The sequence below is a fragment of the Pseudomonas sp. MS646 genome, from assembly GCF_036693845.1.
GTDB lineage: Bacteria > Pseudomonadota > Gammaproteobacteria > Pseudomonadales > Pseudomonadaceae > Aquipseudomonas > Aquipseudomonas chlororaphis_E.
Map to the genome: position 1 here is coordinate 2514992 of NZ_CP144763.1, position 21446 is coordinate 2536437.

Consider the following 21446-nt stretch of genomic DNA (forward strand, 5'->3'; position numbering starts at 1 on the left):
GATTTACGTCGCTCATAAAATATTTTTCGTTCGCCCTAAACTTTATTAAAAAAACGAGCATAAGCCCTGACAGTAGCGCTGCTTGGCGGTTGGGCCAGCAGCAATGTTTTTAGCCGCGCGGACGGCTCAGCTTCGTCGGGGAGTTCAGGAAATCATGGTCGCCATCGTCGCCGGTAATGGATTAGGGCTGTTCAATGCCTCGTTGAATTCACTCGGAGGCAGCGGTGTTGGTGGCCAGGGCATTCTGGGCCAGGCCGGGGGGCAGGCGCTGGTCAATGTCAGTAATGGCAACCTGGTGTTGCGCTTCACCGACGAGCAGTTGTCCGGCTTGGGTCAGGATTTGCTACATACCCGCACCTATAACACCCAGGGCGGTCTGAGCGACGGTGATGCCGACGGCTGGCGTTGGGATGGCGAGCGCAGACTGTCGTTGAGCGGTTCAGTGAACACCTCAGGCAACCAAGTGACCCGCACGACAGGTGATGGCCATCAGACGGTTTATCAATGGAACGGCACTCGATACCAATCAACCGAAGGTGATGGCGCTCATGACACAGTCAGTTGGGATGCTGGTAACGGCCAGATGGTCTGGACGGATGGTTCGAGGCGTCTTGTCGAGCGCTACGACAGTAATGGCAAGCTGTTGTCGGTTACCGATGCCAACGGCACTCAGATCAGCTATGGCTATGACGCCAACGGGCGCCTGAACTCGGTCAAGGACAGCTCTGGCCAGGAATTGGTACTGATCTACAACGCGTCCGGCAAGCTCGATCGCCTGGATACCCTTAGCGCGTCTGGCGGTGCGCTGACTCGCCAGGTGTACTACGGTTATGACGCCCAGGGTCGGTTGATCAATGTCAGTACTGATCTGAGTCCTGAGGACAACAGCATCGTCGACGGTAACGTCTATCGAACCGACTATACCTATGACGCGGACAGTTTCCGCATTGCCAGTGTCGCGCAAAGCGATGGCACATCGACCAGCTTCACGTATCAGTTGCTCGATGGCGAGTATCGGGTCAAGACCGTATCCGATGGGTCCGGCATTACCACGTTCACCTATGACACCGCTAATAACCGCACTGATGTGGTCAATGGCACGGGCCAGCAGTGGAGCTACTTCTACGATGCCGATGATCGGTTGATCGAAGTGCAAACCCCCGCGGTGGATGGCCAACGGCTGTCCACGCGTTATGCCTATGACTTGGACGGCAATGTCATCAAGGTTACGGATGGGCGTGGCAACGCCATCACCTACCAGTACGACGCGAACGGTAATGCTCTGCTGGAGCGCGATGGGGCGGGTACTACCGTCGTTCGTACTTACAGTGCCGACAACCAGTTGCTCAACGAGATTCGCTACAGCGCCTCGGCAATCCTGAACAGTTCTACCGGGCTCTGGACCGAGCCGCCGGCCAGCACCGCGCAAGTTACTCGATTGGCCTACGACAGTAACAATCGGGTGCGTTTCATGGTCGATGGACGAGGCCAGGTCGTGGAATATCGCTACAACGCCCAGGGGTTGAGAAACCAGGAGATCAGCTACGGTGACGCGCTGTTCTCGTTGAGCGGGCTCTCGCCCCAGGCCGAATTGACAGAATCGCAACTGGTCACCTGGGTCGGGGCGCGTGACCGGACCCGCTCGACCTTGACCGAGCTGAGTTACGATTTGCGCGGTAACTTGAGCCGTCGAGTGACTTACAGCGTGGTCAATGCAGCAGGCGTTGGTACGCAGGAAAGCAGTACCAGCGTCACCGAGTACGTTTACAGCCAGTATGGCCAGCTGTTGCAGACGCTCGTGGCGCGCGGGGCGGACCGCAGTCAGAAAACCATCCTGAGCTCTGTCGTTTACGATGGCCTGGGTCGCGTGGTCAGTCAGACCGATTCGGCCGGAACACGAACAACCGTCTACAACGGCATTAATCGTACGGTGGCGGTCACCAACAGCGCGGGAATGACCGTTGCCCAGGCCTACGACAGCAAGGGGCGGCTGATCAGCCTGACGCAAACAGCAACTGGCCAGGTAGTGCGTACCACTTCGTATGTCTATGATAATGCTGGTCGCCAGGTCATGGTCCAGGATGCGACCGGCGCGCGCAGTTATACGTTCTACGACGAGGCCGGGCGAGTCAGTGCGCTGGTCGATGGTGTCGGAGCGGTGGTGGAGTACAGCTACAATGCTGGCGGCCAGCGCGTCCAGGAAAAACGCTATGCGACCCTTGTCGATACCTCGGGTTGGTACGACGGTACGGCAGTGCTCAAAAAACGGGTGGGCGATGTTCGTCCGGCGAGTACCTCAGCGGATCGCCTGTTGACGTTTTCATACGACACGGCGGGTCGACTGATGACCTCGGCCGACGGGGTGGGAACGCTGACGACGTTCACCTATGACGGTCGTGGGCAGTTGATCAAGCAGCAGACCGGCGATCGAATCACTCGGTTTTTCTATGACGCCACTGGGCACCAGAACGGTCAACTGGACGCTGAAGGCTATCTGCGCGAAAACCGCTACGACGCAGCAGGGCGGTTGACGCAAAGCATTCGCTACGCGAGCGTGGCACCGGCGGCCAGTCGGCTTGGCGGCAGCCTTGACCAGTTGCGTCAGCCATCCGCTGATGATCTGTCGACCTGGTATTACTACGACACGGCCGGCCGCCAGATCGCGAGTGTCGATGAGGAACAGTTCGTCACTGAAACGGTGTACGACGAAGCGAGCAATACACAGAAGACGATTAGTTATGGTACGGCCTTTACCGCGACGATATCGGACGCAACGGTATTCGCAACGATCAAGGCCGTGGTGGCTACGGGGGTAGCACAGACAACGACCACGACCTTTGATGGCCAGGGGCGCGTTGCTCGGCGCGTCGCTACCGATGGTACGGTCACCGCGTATGAGTACGATACGGCCGGGCGATTGGTACGTGAAGTCCAGGCCCAGGGAGCCACCGAGGAGCGTAGCGTCCGTACTCAGTACGATGCCTTCGGACAAACCATTGGCAAGCTATTGGGTGAAGCGTCGGCGCGCATCACCGCGGGCATGAGCGATACCCAGGTCGCTGCGATTTATACGCAGTACGGCCTGACCTACCGCTACGATGCTGCTGGCAGAGTAGCAAGTGCCAGTGACGCATCGGGCAACCGGACCTTGTCCTACTATGATGCGGCAGGACGCCTGACTCACGTGGTCAACGCGATGGGTGAGGTCAGTGAGACGGTGTACAGCGCGTTTGGCGAAGCCCGCGAACGAACGGATTTCACCGCGCGACTGGCGGCTTCGGACGTTGCCGCTCTCTCGGGCGGGGTTCTGGACGCACCCTTGAAAACCCTGGTGCAAGCGATCCGCAACGCGACCAATGACAATCGGCGCGTGTATGAATATGACAACCGAGGCCTGCTGGCTTCCAGCACCGATGCGCTGGGCTATGTCACTTCTTATGGGTACAACGCCTTCGGTAATCAAACCTCCGTGACTCGGTCCCTTTCCGCGAACAACACGGTTATCAGCAACACCACCTATAACAAGCGAGGCGAGCAGACAGGCCGCATCGACGATGTCGGTGGCTTGGCCCGCAGCAGTGCCACGGTCTACGATGCCTTTGGTCGAGTGATCAGCCAGACCGATGGTCGAGGCCAGACCAGCACGACCACCTATGCCAGCAATGGTCGGGTGATTACCCTCAAGAATCCGCTCAATCAAGGGCAAACCAGCGAGTACGACGCCTTTGGTCGAGTGCTCACGCAAACGGATGCCCTGGGCAAGATCACGACTTACGGCTACAACGACAGCGCGCGAAGCTTGACGGTAACCACCCCAGATGGGGTCAGTGTCGTAACTGTAAAGGATCGTCATGGTCAGACATTGACGATCACCGATGGTACCGGAGCGGTGACACGCCATAGCTACAACAAGGACGGTCAGCTTCTTACACGTCAGGATGGCCTGAACCAGGTCACCACCAATGCCTACGATACGGCTGGGCGCCTGCTGACGGTAACGGACGCCCTGGGACGGGTCACCCGCTATGGCTACGATGCGGTCAATCGCGTACTGACCCGAACCGATGCCACCAATGGCGTGACCCGCTATAGCTTCGATGGCCAAGGACGCCAGGTGCGGGTGGTAGACGCGGAAGGAAAGGCCGAGCAGCGTATTACCGATTATGCCTACGACCGTAAAGGTCAGTTGTTGAGGGTGACCCAAGACCCTGGCGGCCTGAATATCACCACCAGCTACAGTTATGACGGCGTTGGCCAGCAAGTTCAGGTCATGCGCGGCACCGGTGCCAGCCCCAACCAACAGGTCACCCTGTATGCATTCGACAAGCTGGGCCGACGCATCAGTGAGCGTCAGGACCCGAGCGGGCTGAACCTGACAACCCAATACCGCTACGACGGTAACGATCAAGTCACACGCAAAATCGATGCGACGGGGAACAGCACCTGGTACGTCTACGATGCCGCCGGCCGCCTGAGCGCCACCGTCGATGCCCTCGGCTACGTCAGCGAGAATAAATACGATGCCAATGGACGGGTGATCGAGACGGTGCGTCGTGCCAGCCCGATACAGATACCTACGATCGGCGGCAACGATGGCCGGACCCTTACTCTGGGCGGTAACACGAGCAGACTGAATTCGGTGGAAAAAATCCCCATCGATCCGGCCAAGACTTACACCGTCCGTGTCAGGCTTCGTCAACTGACAGGGGAGGGCCAAGTTTATGCCGGTGTATTGACTCATGACAGCGCGGGCAAGTGGCTTTCCAGCGCAGCCGGCAGCTCCTATGCCTATAGTGCGGTAGCGGGTGTAAAGCTGACGCCGGAAATGGGTTGGCAGACGTTTGAGGGAACCATCAGCGGCACCAACCCGATCAATGCGAGCGCCAGCCCCAACAAGTTCTTTGAGGGTAGTGTCGGTGCACTGCCCCTGCTGCTGTACAACTACGGTGTCGACACCAGTGGCGAGGGGAGCCGCCTGGTCGAGGTGGATTCGCTGGAGTTGATCGACACCGCGACCGGCCAGGTTCTCAACGCCAATGGAAATGCGAGGGCCGGCCAGACGAACTGGTACTCGGCCGGTCTCGTCGGGGCAAATGGCCCAAGCGATGCCCTCGGCGCCGAGCAGTTGCAAACGCTGCTGCGTCAGGACAGCAACGATCGTCGCACCCAGTTCGTTTACGATGCTATGGGCCGTCAGCGCTATGTGATCGACGCCCAGGGTGCGGTTACCGAAAACAGGTACGACGCCAATGGCCGTCTCACCGAAACCGTGCAATACGCCAAGGGCATACAACTGCCAGCGGACGGCAGCAGCGACGGCCGGACGCTTACCTTGAGCGGTGATACCCGTTCAATGACCGCTATAGGGAAAGTGGCCATCGATCCAGCCAAGACCTACACCGTGCGTATCAAGGTGCGCCAGGTGACGGGGGAAGGGCTTATCTATGCCGGTGTAGTGACTCATGACAGCACCGGCAAAGAGATCTTCAATCCATACGGTGGCTCCTACGCCTATAACGCCGCGGCAGGGGTGAAACTGACCCCAGAGATGGGTTGGCGTACCTTCGAGGGCACCATCAGCGGCACCAATCCGATCAATGCGAGCGCCAGCCCCAACAAGTTTTTCGAGGGCAGTGTCAGCGCGGTGCCTTTGCTCTTGTACAACTATGGCGCCAACGGCAGCGGTGATCCGAGCCGGCAGATCGAAGTGGATTCACTGGAACTGGTCGACACGGCCACCGGCCAGGTGCTCAATGCCAATTCGAGCGTCGGTGCAGGCCTGGCGAATTGGGCCTCGGCTGGACTTGTCGGCGCAAACAACGCAAGCGATACCCTCAGTGCCGAGCGCCTGCAAACGCTGTTGCGCCCGGACAGCAGCAATGACCGTAGCACCCGGTACACCTACGATGCCGTCGGCCAACGGAAAACCGTTACTGACGCTGCCGGCAAGGTAGAGACGTACACCTATGATGCGGTGGGCAACCGCAAGACGCTGACCAACAAGAACGGCGACGTCTGGACCTACAACTACGACGCGTTCAATCGGCTGGTGGAGGAGATTACCCCGGCGGTCACTGTAGCCAGCATCACCGAGGCCGGCGTGGTCACGGCCGCGTCTCGCTATCTGGTGACCAGCACCACTTACGATGCTTTGGGTAATGTGACCCGTCGTACCGAAGGTCGCCTGCGGGCCGGCGTAACGGCCGACCCGGCATTGGACGAGGTGAGTGACGCACGTACCACGGCCTATGCCTACGATGCCGTTGGACGGCAGATTCGGATCACCAGCCCCGGTTGGTACAACAAGCTCAACGGTCGCTACCAGCAGAGTTCGGACGGTACCGCCAACACATTCCAGATCACCACCGAGGTGACCTACGACTCGGTTGGCAATGCCGTGCGCAACCGCGTTCGAGTGAACAACACGGGTGTTGCAACGACCGATTTTGTCGACACCTATAAGGTTTATGACGTGTTGGGTCGAGTCAGCCATGACGTCGACGCACTCAAGGGCGTCACTTCCTATGACTATGATGCGCTCGGTCAGAACATCCGCACCGTGCGTTACGCGAACGCACTGACGTTGGCTGCGCCAGCCAGGGGTTATTACCTCTGGACTGATATGACCGGCACCAACCTCGTGCCTGATGCGACTCAGGATCGCACCCTGATCACCCGATACGACGCCCTCGGGCGTAAGACGGCGGTGCAGAAGAACCTGGTCGGCCTCTACACCTTCACTGGCAACATCGCTACCTCAACCCAGAATACCCTGGCACCCACCACGCTCTATAGCTACGACGCTTTCGGTCAGTTGGTACGCGAGACCCAGACCGCGCGTAACGCCAGCGGTGCCACCGTGCAAACCGGCGCCAGCAGCATGTATTTCTACAATAAAGGCGGCCAGCGTATCGGCACGGTGGATGCCCTGGGCTACTACAGCCGCATGGAGTATGACGCCCTCGGCCAGTTGACCCGGCAGATCGACTACGCCAACAAACTCACCAGTTGGACCGAGAACGCGCTTCCGGCCGCACCGACGGCCAGCGCCACTGATCGCCGCGTTCGTTTCACTTACGACGCCATGGGGCGCCAGAGCCAGACCACCATTGAGGGCGCGCGTTTCTGGCAACAGAGCATTAACGCCAGCACTGGCGCGGTCAGCGCCACCCTGGTGACTGCCGATCTGCTGCTTGGCCGCAGCACTTATGATGGTGTAGGCAACGTCAAGACTGTTACCGACGCCCAGGGCAACGTGGTCAGCACCGACTACAACACCCTTGGTCAGGTGCTCAAAGTTACCGAGCCCGCACGGGCTACCGCCAAGAACGGCGCTGTCGACCCCTTTGCCAGCGCTACCGTCACAGCGTCGCCAACCACGACCTACCTGCTCAATGCGTTCGGGCAGCAGATCCGTGAGATTCGGGCTGCAGGCACTGATGGCGCAGGTACCGTGCAGGCCGGCCTGGATCAGATTACCCGTACCCGTTACGACGCTGTCGGGCATGAGATCCAGGAAATTGACGCGGCCGGTTCGTCGCAGAATTACAAGGTCGATATCGCCGGCCGACGGGTTGAGGAAAGCCGACAGATTAATGTCACGATGAATGCATGGATGACGGCATTTGGCGTACCGATGCCGATGAATCACACCATTCGCCGTACCTTTGAATACGACATGCTCGGTCAGCAGATCGCCACGGTGGATTGGTATACGGAAGGCCTGAGCACCCAAGCGTCCGCTCGTGAAGGCGCGTTGTATAACCGCTTCGGCGAAGTGACCCGTAAGCAGGTCAACGGCGCCGTCGTGGAAATCTTCAATTATGATCAGGTCGGTCGACTTGAATCCTACGGCAACGCAACCGGCGTGACCGCGTTCCAGTATGACCTTTCCGAAAAAGTCAGCCGAAGCACGGTGTTGGGTGACTGGAGCATCACCACCGATGACCGCATCACCTACATGCGCAACGACTTGCTCGGTCGCACTGTCGAACAACACTTGCCGGCGTTCGAAGCCAATCTGAGGACTGACACCCTCAACAGCGCGACACTGACCTTGAGCACGCCGATCATCCGGCAGACCGTGGACCGTTGGGGCAACGTCCTCAGCCGCACTGACGCCCGCGGCTACGTCACCAGCTATAGCTATAACCACGCCAACCAGGTGCTTACCGAAACGCTGCCGGTGACCGACATCCTGCGTGAGAACGGCACCAGCTACCGGGCCAGCCTGATCCATGAGAAGCGCTACGATGCCCTTGGCCGGCTGATTCAGGAGGCCGACCTGGTCGGGCCATACACCGGCATGGCCAGCAATACCCTATTGCGTACCCGCCAGCACGTCTACAACCAGGTGGGCCAACTGACTCGCGATGTCGACGCGCTGGGCAACTCGCGGCAGTACCGGTACGACATCCATGGCAACCGTGTCGCCACCCAGGATGCCTTGGGTACGGTGTTGGTCGACGGTTACGATGCCATGGATCGGCAGATCAACCACGGCGTTATTCGTAGTGGCGCCCAGGTCACTTTATTGACCAATAAGTACGACCAGGCCGGGCGTCTGTATGCCGAGATCAGTGGCACTGTCGAGACGGCGGAGACGTTAAAGAACGTGGAGGATGGCCGTCAAGGCAATTCCTATATGTCAGGGGTAGCGGGGACAACCCGGTATACCGTTTATAACGAGCGTGGCGATATCACCCACAGCATGAACGAATCCGGGGTGATGTTCAGCTATGCGTACGATGCCCTCAAACGCAAGACGCTCGAACAGGATGAGATGGGAAGCACCAAAACTTGGACATATTCAACTGGGGACGTTTCTCGGCTGGTTGGGTATAAGGATTGGGGCGGACATACCTATACCTATACTTACAATGCTTTTGGTGAGGTGGAGAAAGAGCAGGTTGCTGATGGCCCTGACAAAACTTATCAATACTTTGCCAATGGTCTGACCAAGTTTGTAATCGAGGGTAGTACTGATAACTGGGCGGTCACTGGCTCGGAATATGATTTGGTCGGCAATAAAGTGCGTGAATTCAACTCTACTATCATTACGTCGGGGGCAGCCGCTGGTGGCGCCAGTTTTGAAACGTTCTACAAATACGATGCGCAGGGGCGATTAGCTGGCGTAAGGGCGCCCGCCGGTACTCAGCACATAGGCTTGCGCGATATGATGAGCAATACCGCTCGAATTGACGCTCTTGCTTATAGTTATGATGAGTTAGGTAACCGACGCCGAGTCAACTTGGATACTACCAATCAGTCGGGTGTTCGCACGGTCCTCGATAACTGGTTCAAGTATGACTTGGAAGGGCGAGTACTCGTTGAGGACGGTTTTCTAAATGGCGTCGGTCAAATTGCCGCAGGCGTCATCAGCGGTAGAGGTAAGGGGCTGGTGTATACGTATGATGCACAGGGTAGGCGTACGTCTTCCGAAGAATACGTAAAAACGATTGATTTTTTCGGGTATCCAAGCCATGAATATGTACTGAAAAACTATACATATAACGATCTTGGTGCACTCTTAACCACTACTAGCCGAGCTTCGGTGCGAAATCTGGCGACTAATCCCGACACATCTTATGCTTCGTTGCTGGCGGATGCTGCACAGATATTCAATGCTCAATATGATGTTCGTAATAATAGAATTTCCCAAGAGGATGTCATTGGTGGCGAGCGTACGCGCACCACATATACATATCGCGGAGATGGAAAACTCAATAATCAGTTGGTGACCCGTTGGAATGGTAGTAACTGGATCGCATACCAGTACACCTTTTTCAATGAAACGAGAAAAATCGGTGTTGATGGCATAGAGCGTGATTCTACTGTTGGATATGACGCTGCGGGCCGCTCTAATCACTATCGTTATACAGTCTATGACAAGAACGGTACTGCAGCTATGTGGGGGGAAAATCTCACTACCTTCACGGGTTTTGACTCATGGAAAGAACTCCTCGTCCAGGCAAATATTAATAGCGGAAGTAATGCCCTGACCACTATGCTCTATAGCGCTCGTGGTGAGCTGATAGTGTCGTTTGCGACAGGAAAAACACCTTTCACTCGCCGTTTTGCCTCAGACCGTAGTGGCCAGCTAACTGTGCGTTCGGAGGGTGTTAATAACAATTTTACTCAATGCTACATTTTCCATGACGGTAATATGTTGGTCAGTACCGGAAACAATAGTGCACCGGAAATCTACGACACCATTGCGTCAAACTCATCCGATGAAATAGCGCGTACACCGAGCAATTACGTGATCGTCGATGGCGATACGCTGCGAGGCATTGCTCAAAAAACCTGGGGCGACTCGAGCATGTGGTATCTCATCGCCGATGCTAATGGGTTAAGCGGTGATGACTCCTTGATACGCGGTACAAGCTTAGTCATTCCAAACGTGTCCGGCAGCAACGCTAATAACGCTGATACTTTCAAGGCTTATGATCAAAGCGAAGTGACCGGCGACCTCAACCCTGTGCCGATCTATAAACCACCAAAGCCTAAGAAAAAGAAAAGCAAAGGGCTGGCCAGCGTCGTAATGGTGGTGGTGGCTGTGGTCGCGACGATATTTACGGCAGGCGCAGCGTTGGTGGCCGTGGGGGCTGCTGGAGGTGCGACTATTGCTGGGGCCGGGGTCGCCGCGCTCAGCGGTGCGGCAGGGTGGGCTGGTTTTGGAGCTGCGATAGTAGGTGGCATGGCCGGTAGCGCTGCCGCCCAACTCGCTGGTAATGCCATGGGCGTGACCGACGGTTTTTCCTGGGGACAAGTCGCCATGGGGGGACTCGCCGCAGGTATTGGCGCTGGAGTTGGTAATCTGGTCTCGGGCGGGCAGACCGTCCAGGAACTGGCAAAGGTGGGTAGCTATGGCAAAATCGCTACTGCCGCTGTACTGAACTCTTTTGGCAACTACGGAGCCAGTAAAATTGTCGGCCTGGACACCAGCTTCAGCTGGCGTTCAATCGCTACGTCAGCGTTGGCTTCCGTAGCCACCGCTCGGATCAGCAAAGGGTTGGGCCTGACTACCGATAACTTCAAATCCAACTTCATGAACGGGATCATTGGTGCTCAGGTCGGTTCCAGTGTTCAGGCCTTGATTGGAAAAGGCGGCAAGCTGGATTATGTAGACGTAGCGGCAGATGCCTTTGGTAACGCGATAGGGAATGGTTTGATTGAAGCGTCGTTGGGGGGCGATTTCTTTGGCCCTGAGTCGGGCGCGATGAGTAAGCGGCAGGGAATCGTCGCTGATGCTTTTGAGCGAGCGGCTCGGATTAGCTATGCAGAAAAGTATGATGCTGCGTTGAAGGAAGTGGCTGATGAGAATTCTCGTGTAGAGCGAGCCTCTAAAGATCTCGCTGATCCCGCCAAACTGGAGGAGTTGAAGAAGAATGGACTGGATGCATCGGCACTCCGGAAAGCATACATATCGGATCTGATGGCTGATGACGTTTATCTAGACTATGATTCTGATGATCCGATTAATAAACTTAGAGTCGAGAGTATGCGAAAGAATCTAAGCAGGTTTGGAATACATCGTCTTGATGCTAATGAGGTTCGAGTTGTTGGGCTGAGTCCAGATGACTTTGTAAATAAAAAATCAGATTTTTTTGCTGCTCTTTACAAAGATGAGAGTGAGGGGGGTTATTATCTTGCCAATCGAGGCACAGAAAGTGGTGCAGACGCCTGGACTGACGCGGTTAATAACTTTGGGTATGTAGATGGGCAGTTCGAAACTGCGGTATCGTTGGCGGTAGGTGTTTACGAGGCGCTTGAAGGAAATGTGACATTTGTCGGACATTCACTTGGTGGTGGATTGGCCTCAGTACAAGCTACCTCGGTTGGAGGACGAGCAATTACGTTCAATGCGGCGGGTGTGCATCCCCGTGTTGCAACAATGCTTAAGCTAGATATTTTGCCTGCAAAAGCTAATGTGATGGCATATCATGTTGCGGGGGATCTGGTTTCCATTGCACAAGACAGTTTAGGGTATGACGTAGCGGCCGCTCTGCTGGGTACACTACCCGTCGCTGGCATAGAGGCAGGACGGCTGCTCTCAGGTAATAAATTCGCTTCGAATATCGGCTTTGCCTACGCTCCGGAAGCTTTAGGTCGACGAATTGAGCTACCTTCTGTACAGAGCGGAAGGCCTATGTCGCGTTCGGAGCGGCTCAATCCATTAAATCAGTTGCAGCAACATAAAAATGGATCTGTACTACGGTCTTTGGAATATTTGATTGGTGCTTCAGCGCGATGAGTATTTCGAGAGTGAAATCAAGAATTATTCTATTAGTGTGGTTTGTTTTTATGAATATAGGAGTTGCTCAGGCTTCCTTACGGCTTGGTGGCAATACGACGTCTCAGGTTTTCGGGGATGCTGCGGTTGTCGCTCTGATTGACGCCGCAATGGAGGGTCGTGTCGGTGATGTGAATCGACTGGCTGCCCAAGGAGTCAACGTAGATGAAGTGGGGAGTGATGGAACGACTCCACTCATCTGGGCACTTAACGCTCGTAACGCTAAAGGTGTCGAAGCATTATTGAAAGCTGGGGCAAATCCCAACCTAGTGTCTGAAAAGCTCGGTGGTCTCTCGGCCATGGCCCTTCTTGCGGGGGGAAATAGTTTGGAGCTATTGGAACTAATACTTCGTTACGGAGGTGATGCTAAAGGGACTGGGCTCAAAAGGAGCATGAAACCTTTGGATCGCGCTGCGCGAGAAGGACGATTGCAGAACGTCATGCTAATCGTCGCCGCCGGAGCAGACGTTAATGACCATGATGAATATGGTAAGTCGGCGGCCATTGCTGCTGCTGCGTTGGCAAATTTTGAGGTGATCGCTTGGCTGTTGGAGCATGGCTACACCTATGACCTGCGCAAGTTGGCAATAAGTGTTGAAGTACGTCAGGTACCACCAGACTCCGAAGCACAGCGTTGGAAAAATACTGTCATAGATATGCTGAAGGTGAGGGGAGTTAAATTTCCTGCCTTTATCAAAAAAACATCCTGAGGATATAGGGGCCAGACCTTAAGGGAGCCCCACAAATCTGCTCCAACGATTGGTGCCTGTTTGATGGATCCCCTCTCGGAAGGCAGACGTTCCCCGTTTCGTTCCCCCCATCCCTTTTGGCAAGAAACGAGAGTTAGCGCAGGCGGAAGAAGGCTCGCGGGCGCGTACCTTATAGGAAGTGCGCGAAGTCCTTTGAATTAGTGCTGACCCTCCGGTAAGCCAAGCAACCCTACCATTTGTCCCCGCCTCGTAACATCCTGTTGCATCCACTGACACTAAATCGCTACCATGGCGAAATCATGGCGATCTGCCATTCAGGCTATGGCGCGCCCAGAGCGCACCTTGGATCAAGCTCAGTTGGGGTTATGGATGACGCAGGATTTCATGCTCTACGCGCTCAAGGAAGCGCTTCTGACCTCCGCAATGGTGGCTGCTCCGCTACTCCTGGCCATCCTGATCGTCGGCCTTCTGGTCAGCATTCTGCAAGTCGCGACCCAGATCCAGGAAATGACCCTGACCTTCATCCCCAAGCTGATCGTGACGGTCGTCATGTTGCTGGTCTTCGGTGGCTGGATGCTGACGGTCCTCAAACAATTCGCACTCATTGCATTAACTCAGGCCGCTAGCTTCTAGCAGCGTTTTTGGTGTGAGTTTGTGCTGACATCCTTCTTCCTCAATGCGCTTCTCGTATCGGTCAGGTTGATTCCGCTCGTGGTGGTTTCGCCGATCCTGTTTTTTTCGCGCATTCCATTGACTGTCCGGTTGATCCTGGCACTGGCGTTGTCCGCCGTGTTGGTCGGCAGCATGACGCTCACTCAGGCGCCTGTTTTCACGCTGCCCGTGGTGTTGGGCGAGTTGCTGCTGGGTGTGTTGATGGCCTTCGGTTTTCATGCCGCTCATGCCGGTGTCGATATGGCTGGCAAGTTGATTGACACTCAAATCGGTTTGAATGCGGCCGGGGTATTTGATCCGGGTACCTCGAACATGGCGGGCTTGTTGGCCGAGCTGTTGGGCTGGTCGTTGGCTGCGTTGTTTGTCGTGCTCAATCTGCATCACGATTTGCTCCGGGTGTTCGCTCAGTTGCTGGTGGCCGTTCCGCCCGGCAGTGTGTCGTTGACCACGTTGTCCTTGTCTCTGGCGACGGTCATGACGCAGCAGTTCTTGCTGGCGTTCATGATTGTCGTGCCGGTGATTCTCGGGCTGTGGCTGATCGATGTGGCGTTTGCGTTTCTGTCCCGTTCCATGCCCCAGGCCAATGTCTATTTCCTGTCCTTGCCCCTCAAGTTGGGCGTGGGCATGTTCATTTTTATCCTGACCTTGCCGATGATCGTCCAGCGTTTGCCGCTGCTGATTGAAAGCGCCTTGCGGTTTGCCCTGTCGCCGGCGGGTGTGCAATGAGCGATCAACAGGACAAGAGCGAAGAGGCAACACCCTACAAGCTCGAAGAGGCGCGCAAGAAAGGGCAGGTGCCCCGCAGCCCCGATCTGTTGTCCTTCATCATGTTGTTGACCTTCCTGATGGCCTTTTCGGCCATCGCCTACCCGTTGGCGAGTGTCATTGCTGCTCACACCCATTGGTGGCTGGGTAACGCCGGGCAACTGGGGCAAGGCTTTGGTTACCTGGGCGAGCAGGGCGGCTATAGCCTGCGACAGGTGGTGTACGGGTTGTTGCCGTTGATTGGTGCGCTGGTGCTGATGGCGATCCTGACGAACCTGTTGTTCAGCGGCCCGGTATTTTCAATGACGGCGTTGAAACCCGATTTCAAACGACTCCATCCGATCCAGGGCCTCAAGAAACTCTTTTCGCGACGCATGTTCGTCGAGCTGATCAAGGTGCTGGTCAAGGGCGCGCTGTTCTCGCTGGTCTTGTATTACCTGTTCCAAAGCGTGCTGCCGCAATTGTTGGGCATGGCGACGATATCGCCCCTGGCGTTGCCCCAGGCCGGCAAGCAATTGCTGATGCAATTGGGGTTTACGGTATTGGCGGTGATGGCGGCAGCGGCGCTGTTTGATATCTGGTATTCGCGACGCGAGTTCGGGCGGCAGATGCGTATGAGTCGTCGGGAAACGAAGGACGAACATCGCCGCCGCGAAGGCGATCCTGAAGTGCGTGCCAAGCGCAAAGGCATCCAGCAGGCGCTGCTGAAAAAAGCCGCTGCGCTGGGTCAGGTCAAGGATGCCGACGTCATCATCACCAACCCGACCCATTACGCGGTGGCTTTGCAATACCGACCGTCCAGCATGCTAGCACCCAAGGTGCTGGCCATGGGGCGCGGCCTGCATGCCCGACGTATCTGCCATGTTGCCAGGAAACACCAGGTACCGATTTTGCGTCGTCCCCCTTTGGCGCGGGCGCTGCATGCCCTGGCACGGGTCGATTCGGCGATTCCGGATTCGACGCAGGCCGACGTGGCGCGGATTTATCGCTGGGTCATCGCACTGCCAGGCAATAAGGTGCTTTCGCCATGAAACCACTCTTGTCACGCCTGCTTTCCGAGGGCAGCGATCTGCTGCTGGCTGTGGCGGTTATCGGCATTTTGCTGGTGTTGTTCACGCCGATCCCCACCTGGCTATTGGACTTGCTGCTGCTGACCAACTTTGCCGTTGCGTTGATGGTGTTGCTGGTGACCTTCGACATCGATAAGCCGTTGAGCTTCTCGACCTTTCCGTCGCTGTTGCTGATGACCACCTTGTTTCGCCTGGCCCTGAATATCTCCGCGACGCGGCTGATCCTCACCGATGGTGATGCGGGGCTGGTCATCGCCGCTGTGGGCACCCATGTCGTGGGCGGCAACTACGTGATTGGCTTCGTGGTTTTCCTGATTCTGGTGGTGGTGCAGTACGTCGTGGTCACCAGTGGTGCCCAGCGTGTGGCCGAAGTAGCTGCCCGGTTTACCCTGGACTCCTTGCCGGGTAAGCAGATGAGCATCGACGCCGACTTGAACATGGGCATCATCGACCAGGAAGAGGCCAAGCGCCGACGTAGCCAGTTGGAGCGCGAATCGAACTTCTATGGCGCCATGGATGGCGCATCCAAGTTCGTCAAGGGCGATGCGATTGCGGGCATTGTGATCATCGCGATCAACATCATTGGCGGCCTGTCGGTCGGCATCCTGCAAAAAGGGCAGAGCTGGGGTGATGCGCTGCACCACTACACCTTGTTGACCGTGGGCGACGGCATCGTCACGCAGATCCCTTCACTGATCATTGCGGTGGCAGCTGGCATCATTATTACCCGGGCCGCCACCGATGCACGGCTGGGACCCGAGCTGGGACGGCAAGTGTCGGCTTATCCAAAGACTTTGGCGGTGGTGGCGCTGGTAACGCTGTTCCTGGCGATGATGCCGGGGTTGCCGCTGATTCCGCTGTTGATGCTGTTTTTTGCTTTTTTCGCGGCGGCTTGGTTTTCCTACCGAAAGTTGCGACGCAAGGCCAACAAAGATGATGACTCGCAAAAATCGGATCTGCTGACGGGGCAAGACAACGAGTCCAATGACGTCTACGCGTTGATGAGTACCGATCCGTTCGAGTTGCGTTTAAGTGCGGACCTGGCCGTGCATGTCCTTGCCGCCACCAGCACGCTGAGCCTGCGCATCGACAACCTGCGTAAGCAATTTGCCAGGGATTACGGTTTCGCATTACCGCAGCTCAATGTGCATGCCGACAAGAAGCTGGCCACTGGTACCTATCAGGTTTGTGTACAGGGCGCGGCGATTGCCGCCGGGGAGCTGGAGTTCGACAAGTTGCTGGCGATCAATCCGGGCGGTGTGACGCTGGCGCTGGAAGGACGAGCCACCAAGGAACCTACCTACGGGCTCAAGGCGCTATGGATTGAAGTCGCGCAACGGGGCCAGGCGCGAACGGCAGGCTACACCCTGGTTGAGCCTGACACGGTGTTGCTGACTCATCTGTCCGAGCTGGCGCGCCGTTATGCGCCGGAGTTCCTGACGCGCGCCGAGACCGAGCGATTGATCGAGAAAAAGCGCGCGAGCCTGGGCAGCCTGGTGGATGAGCTGGTGCCCCAGGTCCTCAGTTATTCGGATATCCAGCGGGTCCTGCAGTTTCTGCTGCGTGAGCAAGTGTCCATCCGCAATCTTGAAACCATTCTCGAAGTGCTGGTGGATGCAGGGCGCACCAACAAGAACGCCGAAGATCTCGTGGAGCGAGTCCGCGAGCGCCTGGGCGCGGCGCTGTATGAGCGTCTGGTCGATAAGAACGGCGAGCTCAACGTCTTCACGATTGCACCGCAGTTGGAGGGTTACATGCTCGCCGCTGCCCGCCCACGCGAAGGCTTGCAGGCGGCGTTGTTGCCGGCTCAGGAGCTGGAGCGGTTTGTCACCACTCTGGCGAGAGAGGCCGAACGGCAACTCAGTGGCAACAAGCAGCCGGTGCTGTTGTGTGCGGCACCGTTACGCCGGCTCCTGCGTGCGTTCATGTCGCGAGCCGTGCCGCACATGGCGGTGTTGTCGGTCACTGAAGTCGGGCAGCACGCCCGCGTTACCTCGGCAGGCATGATTGATTTGCCCGGTTTCCCCAGCCTGGAGTCCCAATGAGTGATCTGATCATGCAACTGGCTGGCGTCATTCAGCGTGATGTCGACAGTCTCAAAGGCGTGTCGCAGAACGTCGCCAACGCCAACACCTATGGCTACAAGGCCGAGCGCACGTTCAACGTCATGGGCACGGATGCGACTGGCATTGGCGTGCAGGGTGGGCTCGATGACATCCAGGCACAGACTTCGATCAATGCCGATGGCGGTGCGCTGCAATTTACGGGACGGGTGACCGACTTGTCGCTTTCGGGGGATGCCTGGTTTGCCATGAAGACACCGGACGGGGTCGTGCTCAGCCGAGATGGACGCTTTCAGGTCGACAACGCCGGCTATCTGGTCAGCAAGGCGGGTTATCCGGTCCTGGCCGAGGGTGGGCCATTGCAGGTGTCGGGCGGGGTGTTGAAGGTCGACGCTGGCGGCCAGGTCAGTGTTGATGATCGGCCGATAGGACGCCTGGATATTGTGCGCGTCGATCAACCCCGGCAGCTGCTTCCCATCGGTGCAGGGCTCTATGTGGCTACATCAAAAGTGATTCCCGCCAGGGATTACGTGGTGCATCAAGGATTGCTGGAGCGTTCGAATGCAGCCATGAGCACCGACATGGTGAAAATGATGGAAGTGTCACGGCATGTCGAAACCATGCAGCGAGCGTTATCGGCCTACGACGGCATGCTCAATAGCGGTATTAACCAAATCGGCAAGAACTGATCAGGGAATGTTGTTGTGATTGACTCATTAAGCATCGCCAGCTCTGGCCTGGCAGCGAACCAGGCGTGGATCGACAGCATTTCCAACAATGTCGCCAACATGCAGACCATTGGCTACAAACGTAGTCAGGTGGATTTCCATGACATGGTTCGTGAAGTCGGCACGCGCGATGACGGTGGAGGCATGACCGAGAGCTTGCTGACCGGCGCGGGTATCCAGGCTTCGCAGCCGAGCCAGGTCTTCAGCCCGGGGACCGTAAGGGAAAGCGGCAATGCATTGGACCTGGCCATTCAGGGCGATGGCTTTTTCGAGGTGGCGTTGCCTACCGGCGAACTGGCCTATACCCGTGCCGGACGTTTTCATCTGGACAGCGAAGGTCAATTGGCAATGCCGGACGGGCAGACGCTGACTGCTGATCTGCGCGTACCGCCGGATGCGCGCAACTTGGTGATCAAACAGAACGGCGAGGTTCAGGCGACGATCACCGAAACGGGAGAGGTCATCAATGTCGGACAGGTGCAGTTGGCCAAATTCGCCAGCGCCGAAGCATTGAGCAAACTCAGCGACGGCCTCTATCGACCGACCCAGGCCAGCGGTGAAGCCATCTATGCAGAGCCGGGACGGGACGGGCAGGGGGTGCTGCTGCAGGGTTATGTCGAAATGTCGAACGTCAACCTGATCGACGAAATGAGCGGTTTGGTGCTGGCTCAACGGGCTTACCAGATGAATGCGCGATTGCTGCAGGCCAGTGATCAGATTCTGGAAACCATCAATAACCTGCGCCGTTGATCATGATGATTATTCGTTGCCTGGCCGGGCTCGGGCTGTGGGTCGCAAGTGGTTGCTATGCCTATTCGGCGTCGGGCACGGGTTGTGACGTGGCTGCAGGCCATGCAATGACGGCGGCTCTGCAGGTGCTCCAGGCTCAACTGGCGGCGCCCGATACCGAACTTCAGTTCACACCCATGGGGGAGCTGCCGGCAATGGAACATCCACAGGTCAGGCTGTCGAGCCAAGGGATTCGCAGCCGGGTCCCGGTTTCATTTTCAGGCACCGTCTGCGGCCATGATCGACCTAGTGTGATGACCGTGTGGTTCAAGGTTCAGGCCTGGAGGCAAGCGTGGGTCTATGGCCGCAATGGACGTGCCGAACAGGCCGTCGCCGATGTCCAGCCGCGTCTTGAGCGAGTGGACCTGGCGGCGGCGCAACTTGCTCCGGGCGACCTGCCCACTGATGTGGCAGGGCAGTGGCTGAATCAGTCGGTCAATGCCGGCATGCCTGTGCTCAAGCGTCATCTGAAGGCTGAGCCGCTGGTGTATCGCGACGCTCCGGTGACCGTGGTGGTCTACGGGCCGGGATTGATGTTGCGTACCGAAGGCAGGGCGCTGCGTCCTGGCGTCCTGGGAGAACGTGTCCCGGTGATTCTGGACGGTGCCGAGTCGAGCCTGCTGGCGGTGGTCGCCGGCAAAGGAGAGGTTCATGTGGATAGATGACATCCGCGGCGCGTTGCTGGCAATGCTGCTGTTACCCGGGGTGGTTGGTGCCCAGAGCCTGATCGATCCCGATGGCTATAGGTCCCTGACTGGTGACCGTCGTGGCTACCATCTGGGCGATACCCTGACGGTCCTGGTGGTGGAGTCCACCTCGGCCCAGAGTGCGGCCGGTACAGGAGCCGACAGCAACACCGACATATCCGCGCGCACGGGCCTGGACAGCAATACCCATCAGGCCAGCCTGGGTCTGAAAGGCGACACCAATGGCTCGGGGCAAACCAATCGCAGCGGACAGATCCGCACCAATGTCTCGGTACGGATCATTGAACAACTGCCCGAAGGCCTGCTGCGTGTCAGTGGAGAGCAGCGGGTGACGGTCAATGACGAGAAACAACAGGTGAGAATCACCGGGCTGGTCAGGCCAGATGACATCGCTTACAACAACACGGTGCTCTCCTATCGCCTGGCGGACGCACAGATCGACATCGTCGGGGATGGTGTAGTGACCGATGCGCAGAAGCAGAACATCGTTTTCCGGGTGCTCAAGTGGATGCGTATCTTATGAAAACCGTTGCTCGACTGCTGTCGGGGCTGTTGCTTGCCCTATGGCTGCAACCTGCATGGTCGGATGTCCGGATCAAGGAACTGACCCGCATCCAGGGTGTTCGCGACTACTCCATCATTGGCTATGGCCTGGTGGTGGGCCTGGCCGGGACAGGTGATACCGACCGTAACCGGGCCACGCGACAGTCGTTGGTCAACACGTTGAAGAACTTCAGCGTGAACGTCGCCGATGGAGATCTCAATACCCGCAACACCGCGGCTGTAATGGTCACGGGCAGCCTGCGTTCGTTCAGCGAATCGGGGGACAAACTGGACGTCGAGGTCTCTTCGCTGGGTGACGCTCGCAGTCTGCTTGGGGGCACCTTGTTGATGACACCTCTGTACGGTCCTGACGAGAAGTTGTATGCCCTTGCCCAAGGGCCAATGTCGGTGGGTGGGTACGTCTTTGAAGCCAATGCCAACTCCGTCCAGAAGAATCATCCAACGGTGGGCCGCGTCCCACGGGGCGCCAGTGTCGAGCGCTCGGCTTTTGCAGACAACGGTGAGGTTTCGAAAAGCCTCGTGTTGATTCTCAATGAACCGGACTACACCACTGCCCAGCGCATCGCCGATGCCTTGACTCGGGAGTTGGGCGTGCCCGGTGTGCGAGTGGTGCACGCAGCCAAGGTCGAGGTGCCTGTTGCAGCGGGGATGAGCATGCCTCGACTGATCGCACGGGTGCAGGACATTGCCGTCGCACCGGATTATGCCGCTCGCGTCGTCGTCAACGAGCGCACCGGTACGGTGGTGGCGGGTGCCAACGTTCAATTGGGAGAGGTGAGTATTTCCCAGGGCTCGTTGAGTGTTGTGATCAGCACCAAGTACCAGGTTTCGCAGCCGTCCTGGGTCGCACGTACTGGGCCGGGCGTGGGTACCGTGGTCGTGCCTGACACCGAACTGACCGTAAATGAAGAAGAGCATGGCCCCGTGAAGTTAGCCGAAGGGGCGACGGTGGGCGATCTGGTGAAAGCGCTCAATCAGGTTCGATTGAGTACACGAGAAGTGATCACTGTGTTGCAAGCCATTAAACAGGCGGGCGCTTTGCACGCCGAACTTATCGTTCAATAAGGAAGATTGATGTCAGCT

The 21446-nt window shown here is 57.3% G+C and carries 11 protein-coding genes; all 11 read left to right on the forward strand.

Annotated features, from left to right (window positions below; all coding sequences use genetic code 11):
• Positions 1-154 precede the first annotated feature (154 nt).
• The 11 genes from V3H56_RS11130 (at position 155) to V3H56_RS11180 (ending at position 21428) form a co-directional block, all read left to right on the forward strand.
• Positions 155-12256 carry a hypothetical protein gene (locus V3H56_RS11130; RefSeq protein ID WP_338474615.1) on the forward strand — a complete coding sequence of 4034 codons (12102 nt, stop codon included), beginning with the start codon at positions 155-157 and terminating at the stop codon, positions 12254-12256.
• Positions 12253-13005 carry an ankyrin repeat domain-containing protein gene (locus V3H56_RS11135; RefSeq protein ID WP_080921999.1) on the forward strand — a complete coding sequence of 251 codons (753 nt, stop codon included), beginning with the start codon at positions 12253-12255 and terminating at the stop codon, positions 13003-13005. The genes V3H56_RS11130 and V3H56_RS11135 overlap by 4 nt, the downstream gene beginning before the upstream one ends.
• Before the next feature lie 369 nt (positions 13006-13374).
• Entirely contained in the window at positions 13375-13638 is a 264-nt protein-coding gene (locus V3H56_RS11140; RefSeq protein ID WP_338474616.1) for a flagellar biosynthetic protein FliQ, read from the forward strand.
• Positions 13639-13659: 21 nt separating this feature from the next.
• Entirely contained in the window at positions 13660-14403 is a 744-nt protein-coding gene (locus V3H56_RS11145; RefSeq protein ID WP_338474617.1) for a flagellar biosynthetic protein FliR, read from the forward strand.
• Positions 14400-15473, forward strand: coding sequence for an EscU/YscU/HrcU family type III secretion system export apparatus switch protein (locus V3H56_RS11150; RefSeq protein ID WP_338474618.1), 1074 nt, complete (start codon positions 14400-14402; stop codon positions 15471-15473). Before V3H56_RS11145 ends, V3H56_RS11150 begins: the two co-directional genes overlap by 4 nt.
• Positions 15470-17557 (forward strand): flagellar biosynthesis protein FlhA, encoded by a 2088-nt coding sequence (locus V3H56_RS11155; RefSeq protein ID WP_338474619.1) that lies wholly within the window; start codon positions 15470-15472, stop codon positions 17555-17557. Before V3H56_RS11150 ends, V3H56_RS11155 begins: the two co-directional genes overlap by 4 nt.
• On the forward strand, positions 17554-18264 hold the full coding sequence (locus V3H56_RS11160) for a flagellar hook basal-body protein (RefSeq protein WP_042727966.1): 711 nt from the start codon (positions 17554-17556) through the stop codon (positions 18262-18264). Before V3H56_RS11155 ends, V3H56_RS11160 begins: the two co-directional genes overlap by 4 nt.
• 15 nt (positions 18265-18279) lie before the next feature.
• Complete coding sequence (locus tag V3H56_RS11165) at positions 18280-19053, forward strand: flagellar hook-basal body complex protein (RefSeq protein ID WP_042727965.1); 774 nt, start codon at positions 18280-18282, stop codon at positions 19051-19053.
• 2 nt (positions 19054-19055) lie between these two features.
• Entirely contained in the window at positions 19056-19757 is a 702-nt protein-coding gene (gene flgA / locus V3H56_RS11170) for a flagellar basal body P-ring formation chaperone FlgA (RefSeq protein WP_338474620.1), read from the forward strand.
• Positions 19744-20322 carry a flagellar basal body L-ring protein FlgH gene (locus tag V3H56_RS11175; RefSeq protein ID WP_338474621.1) on the forward strand — a complete coding sequence of 193 codons (579 nt, stop codon included), beginning with the start codon at positions 19744-19746 and terminating at the stop codon, positions 20320-20322. The genes flgA and V3H56_RS11175 overlap by 14 nt, the downstream gene beginning before the upstream one ends.
• Positions 20319-21428, forward strand: coding sequence for a flagellar basal body P-ring protein FlgI (locus V3H56_RS11180; protein WP_338474622.1), 1110 nt, complete (start codon positions 20319-20321; stop codon positions 21426-21428). Before V3H56_RS11175 ends, V3H56_RS11180 begins: the two co-directional genes overlap by 4 nt.
• Positions 21429-21446: the final 18 nt, after the last annotated feature.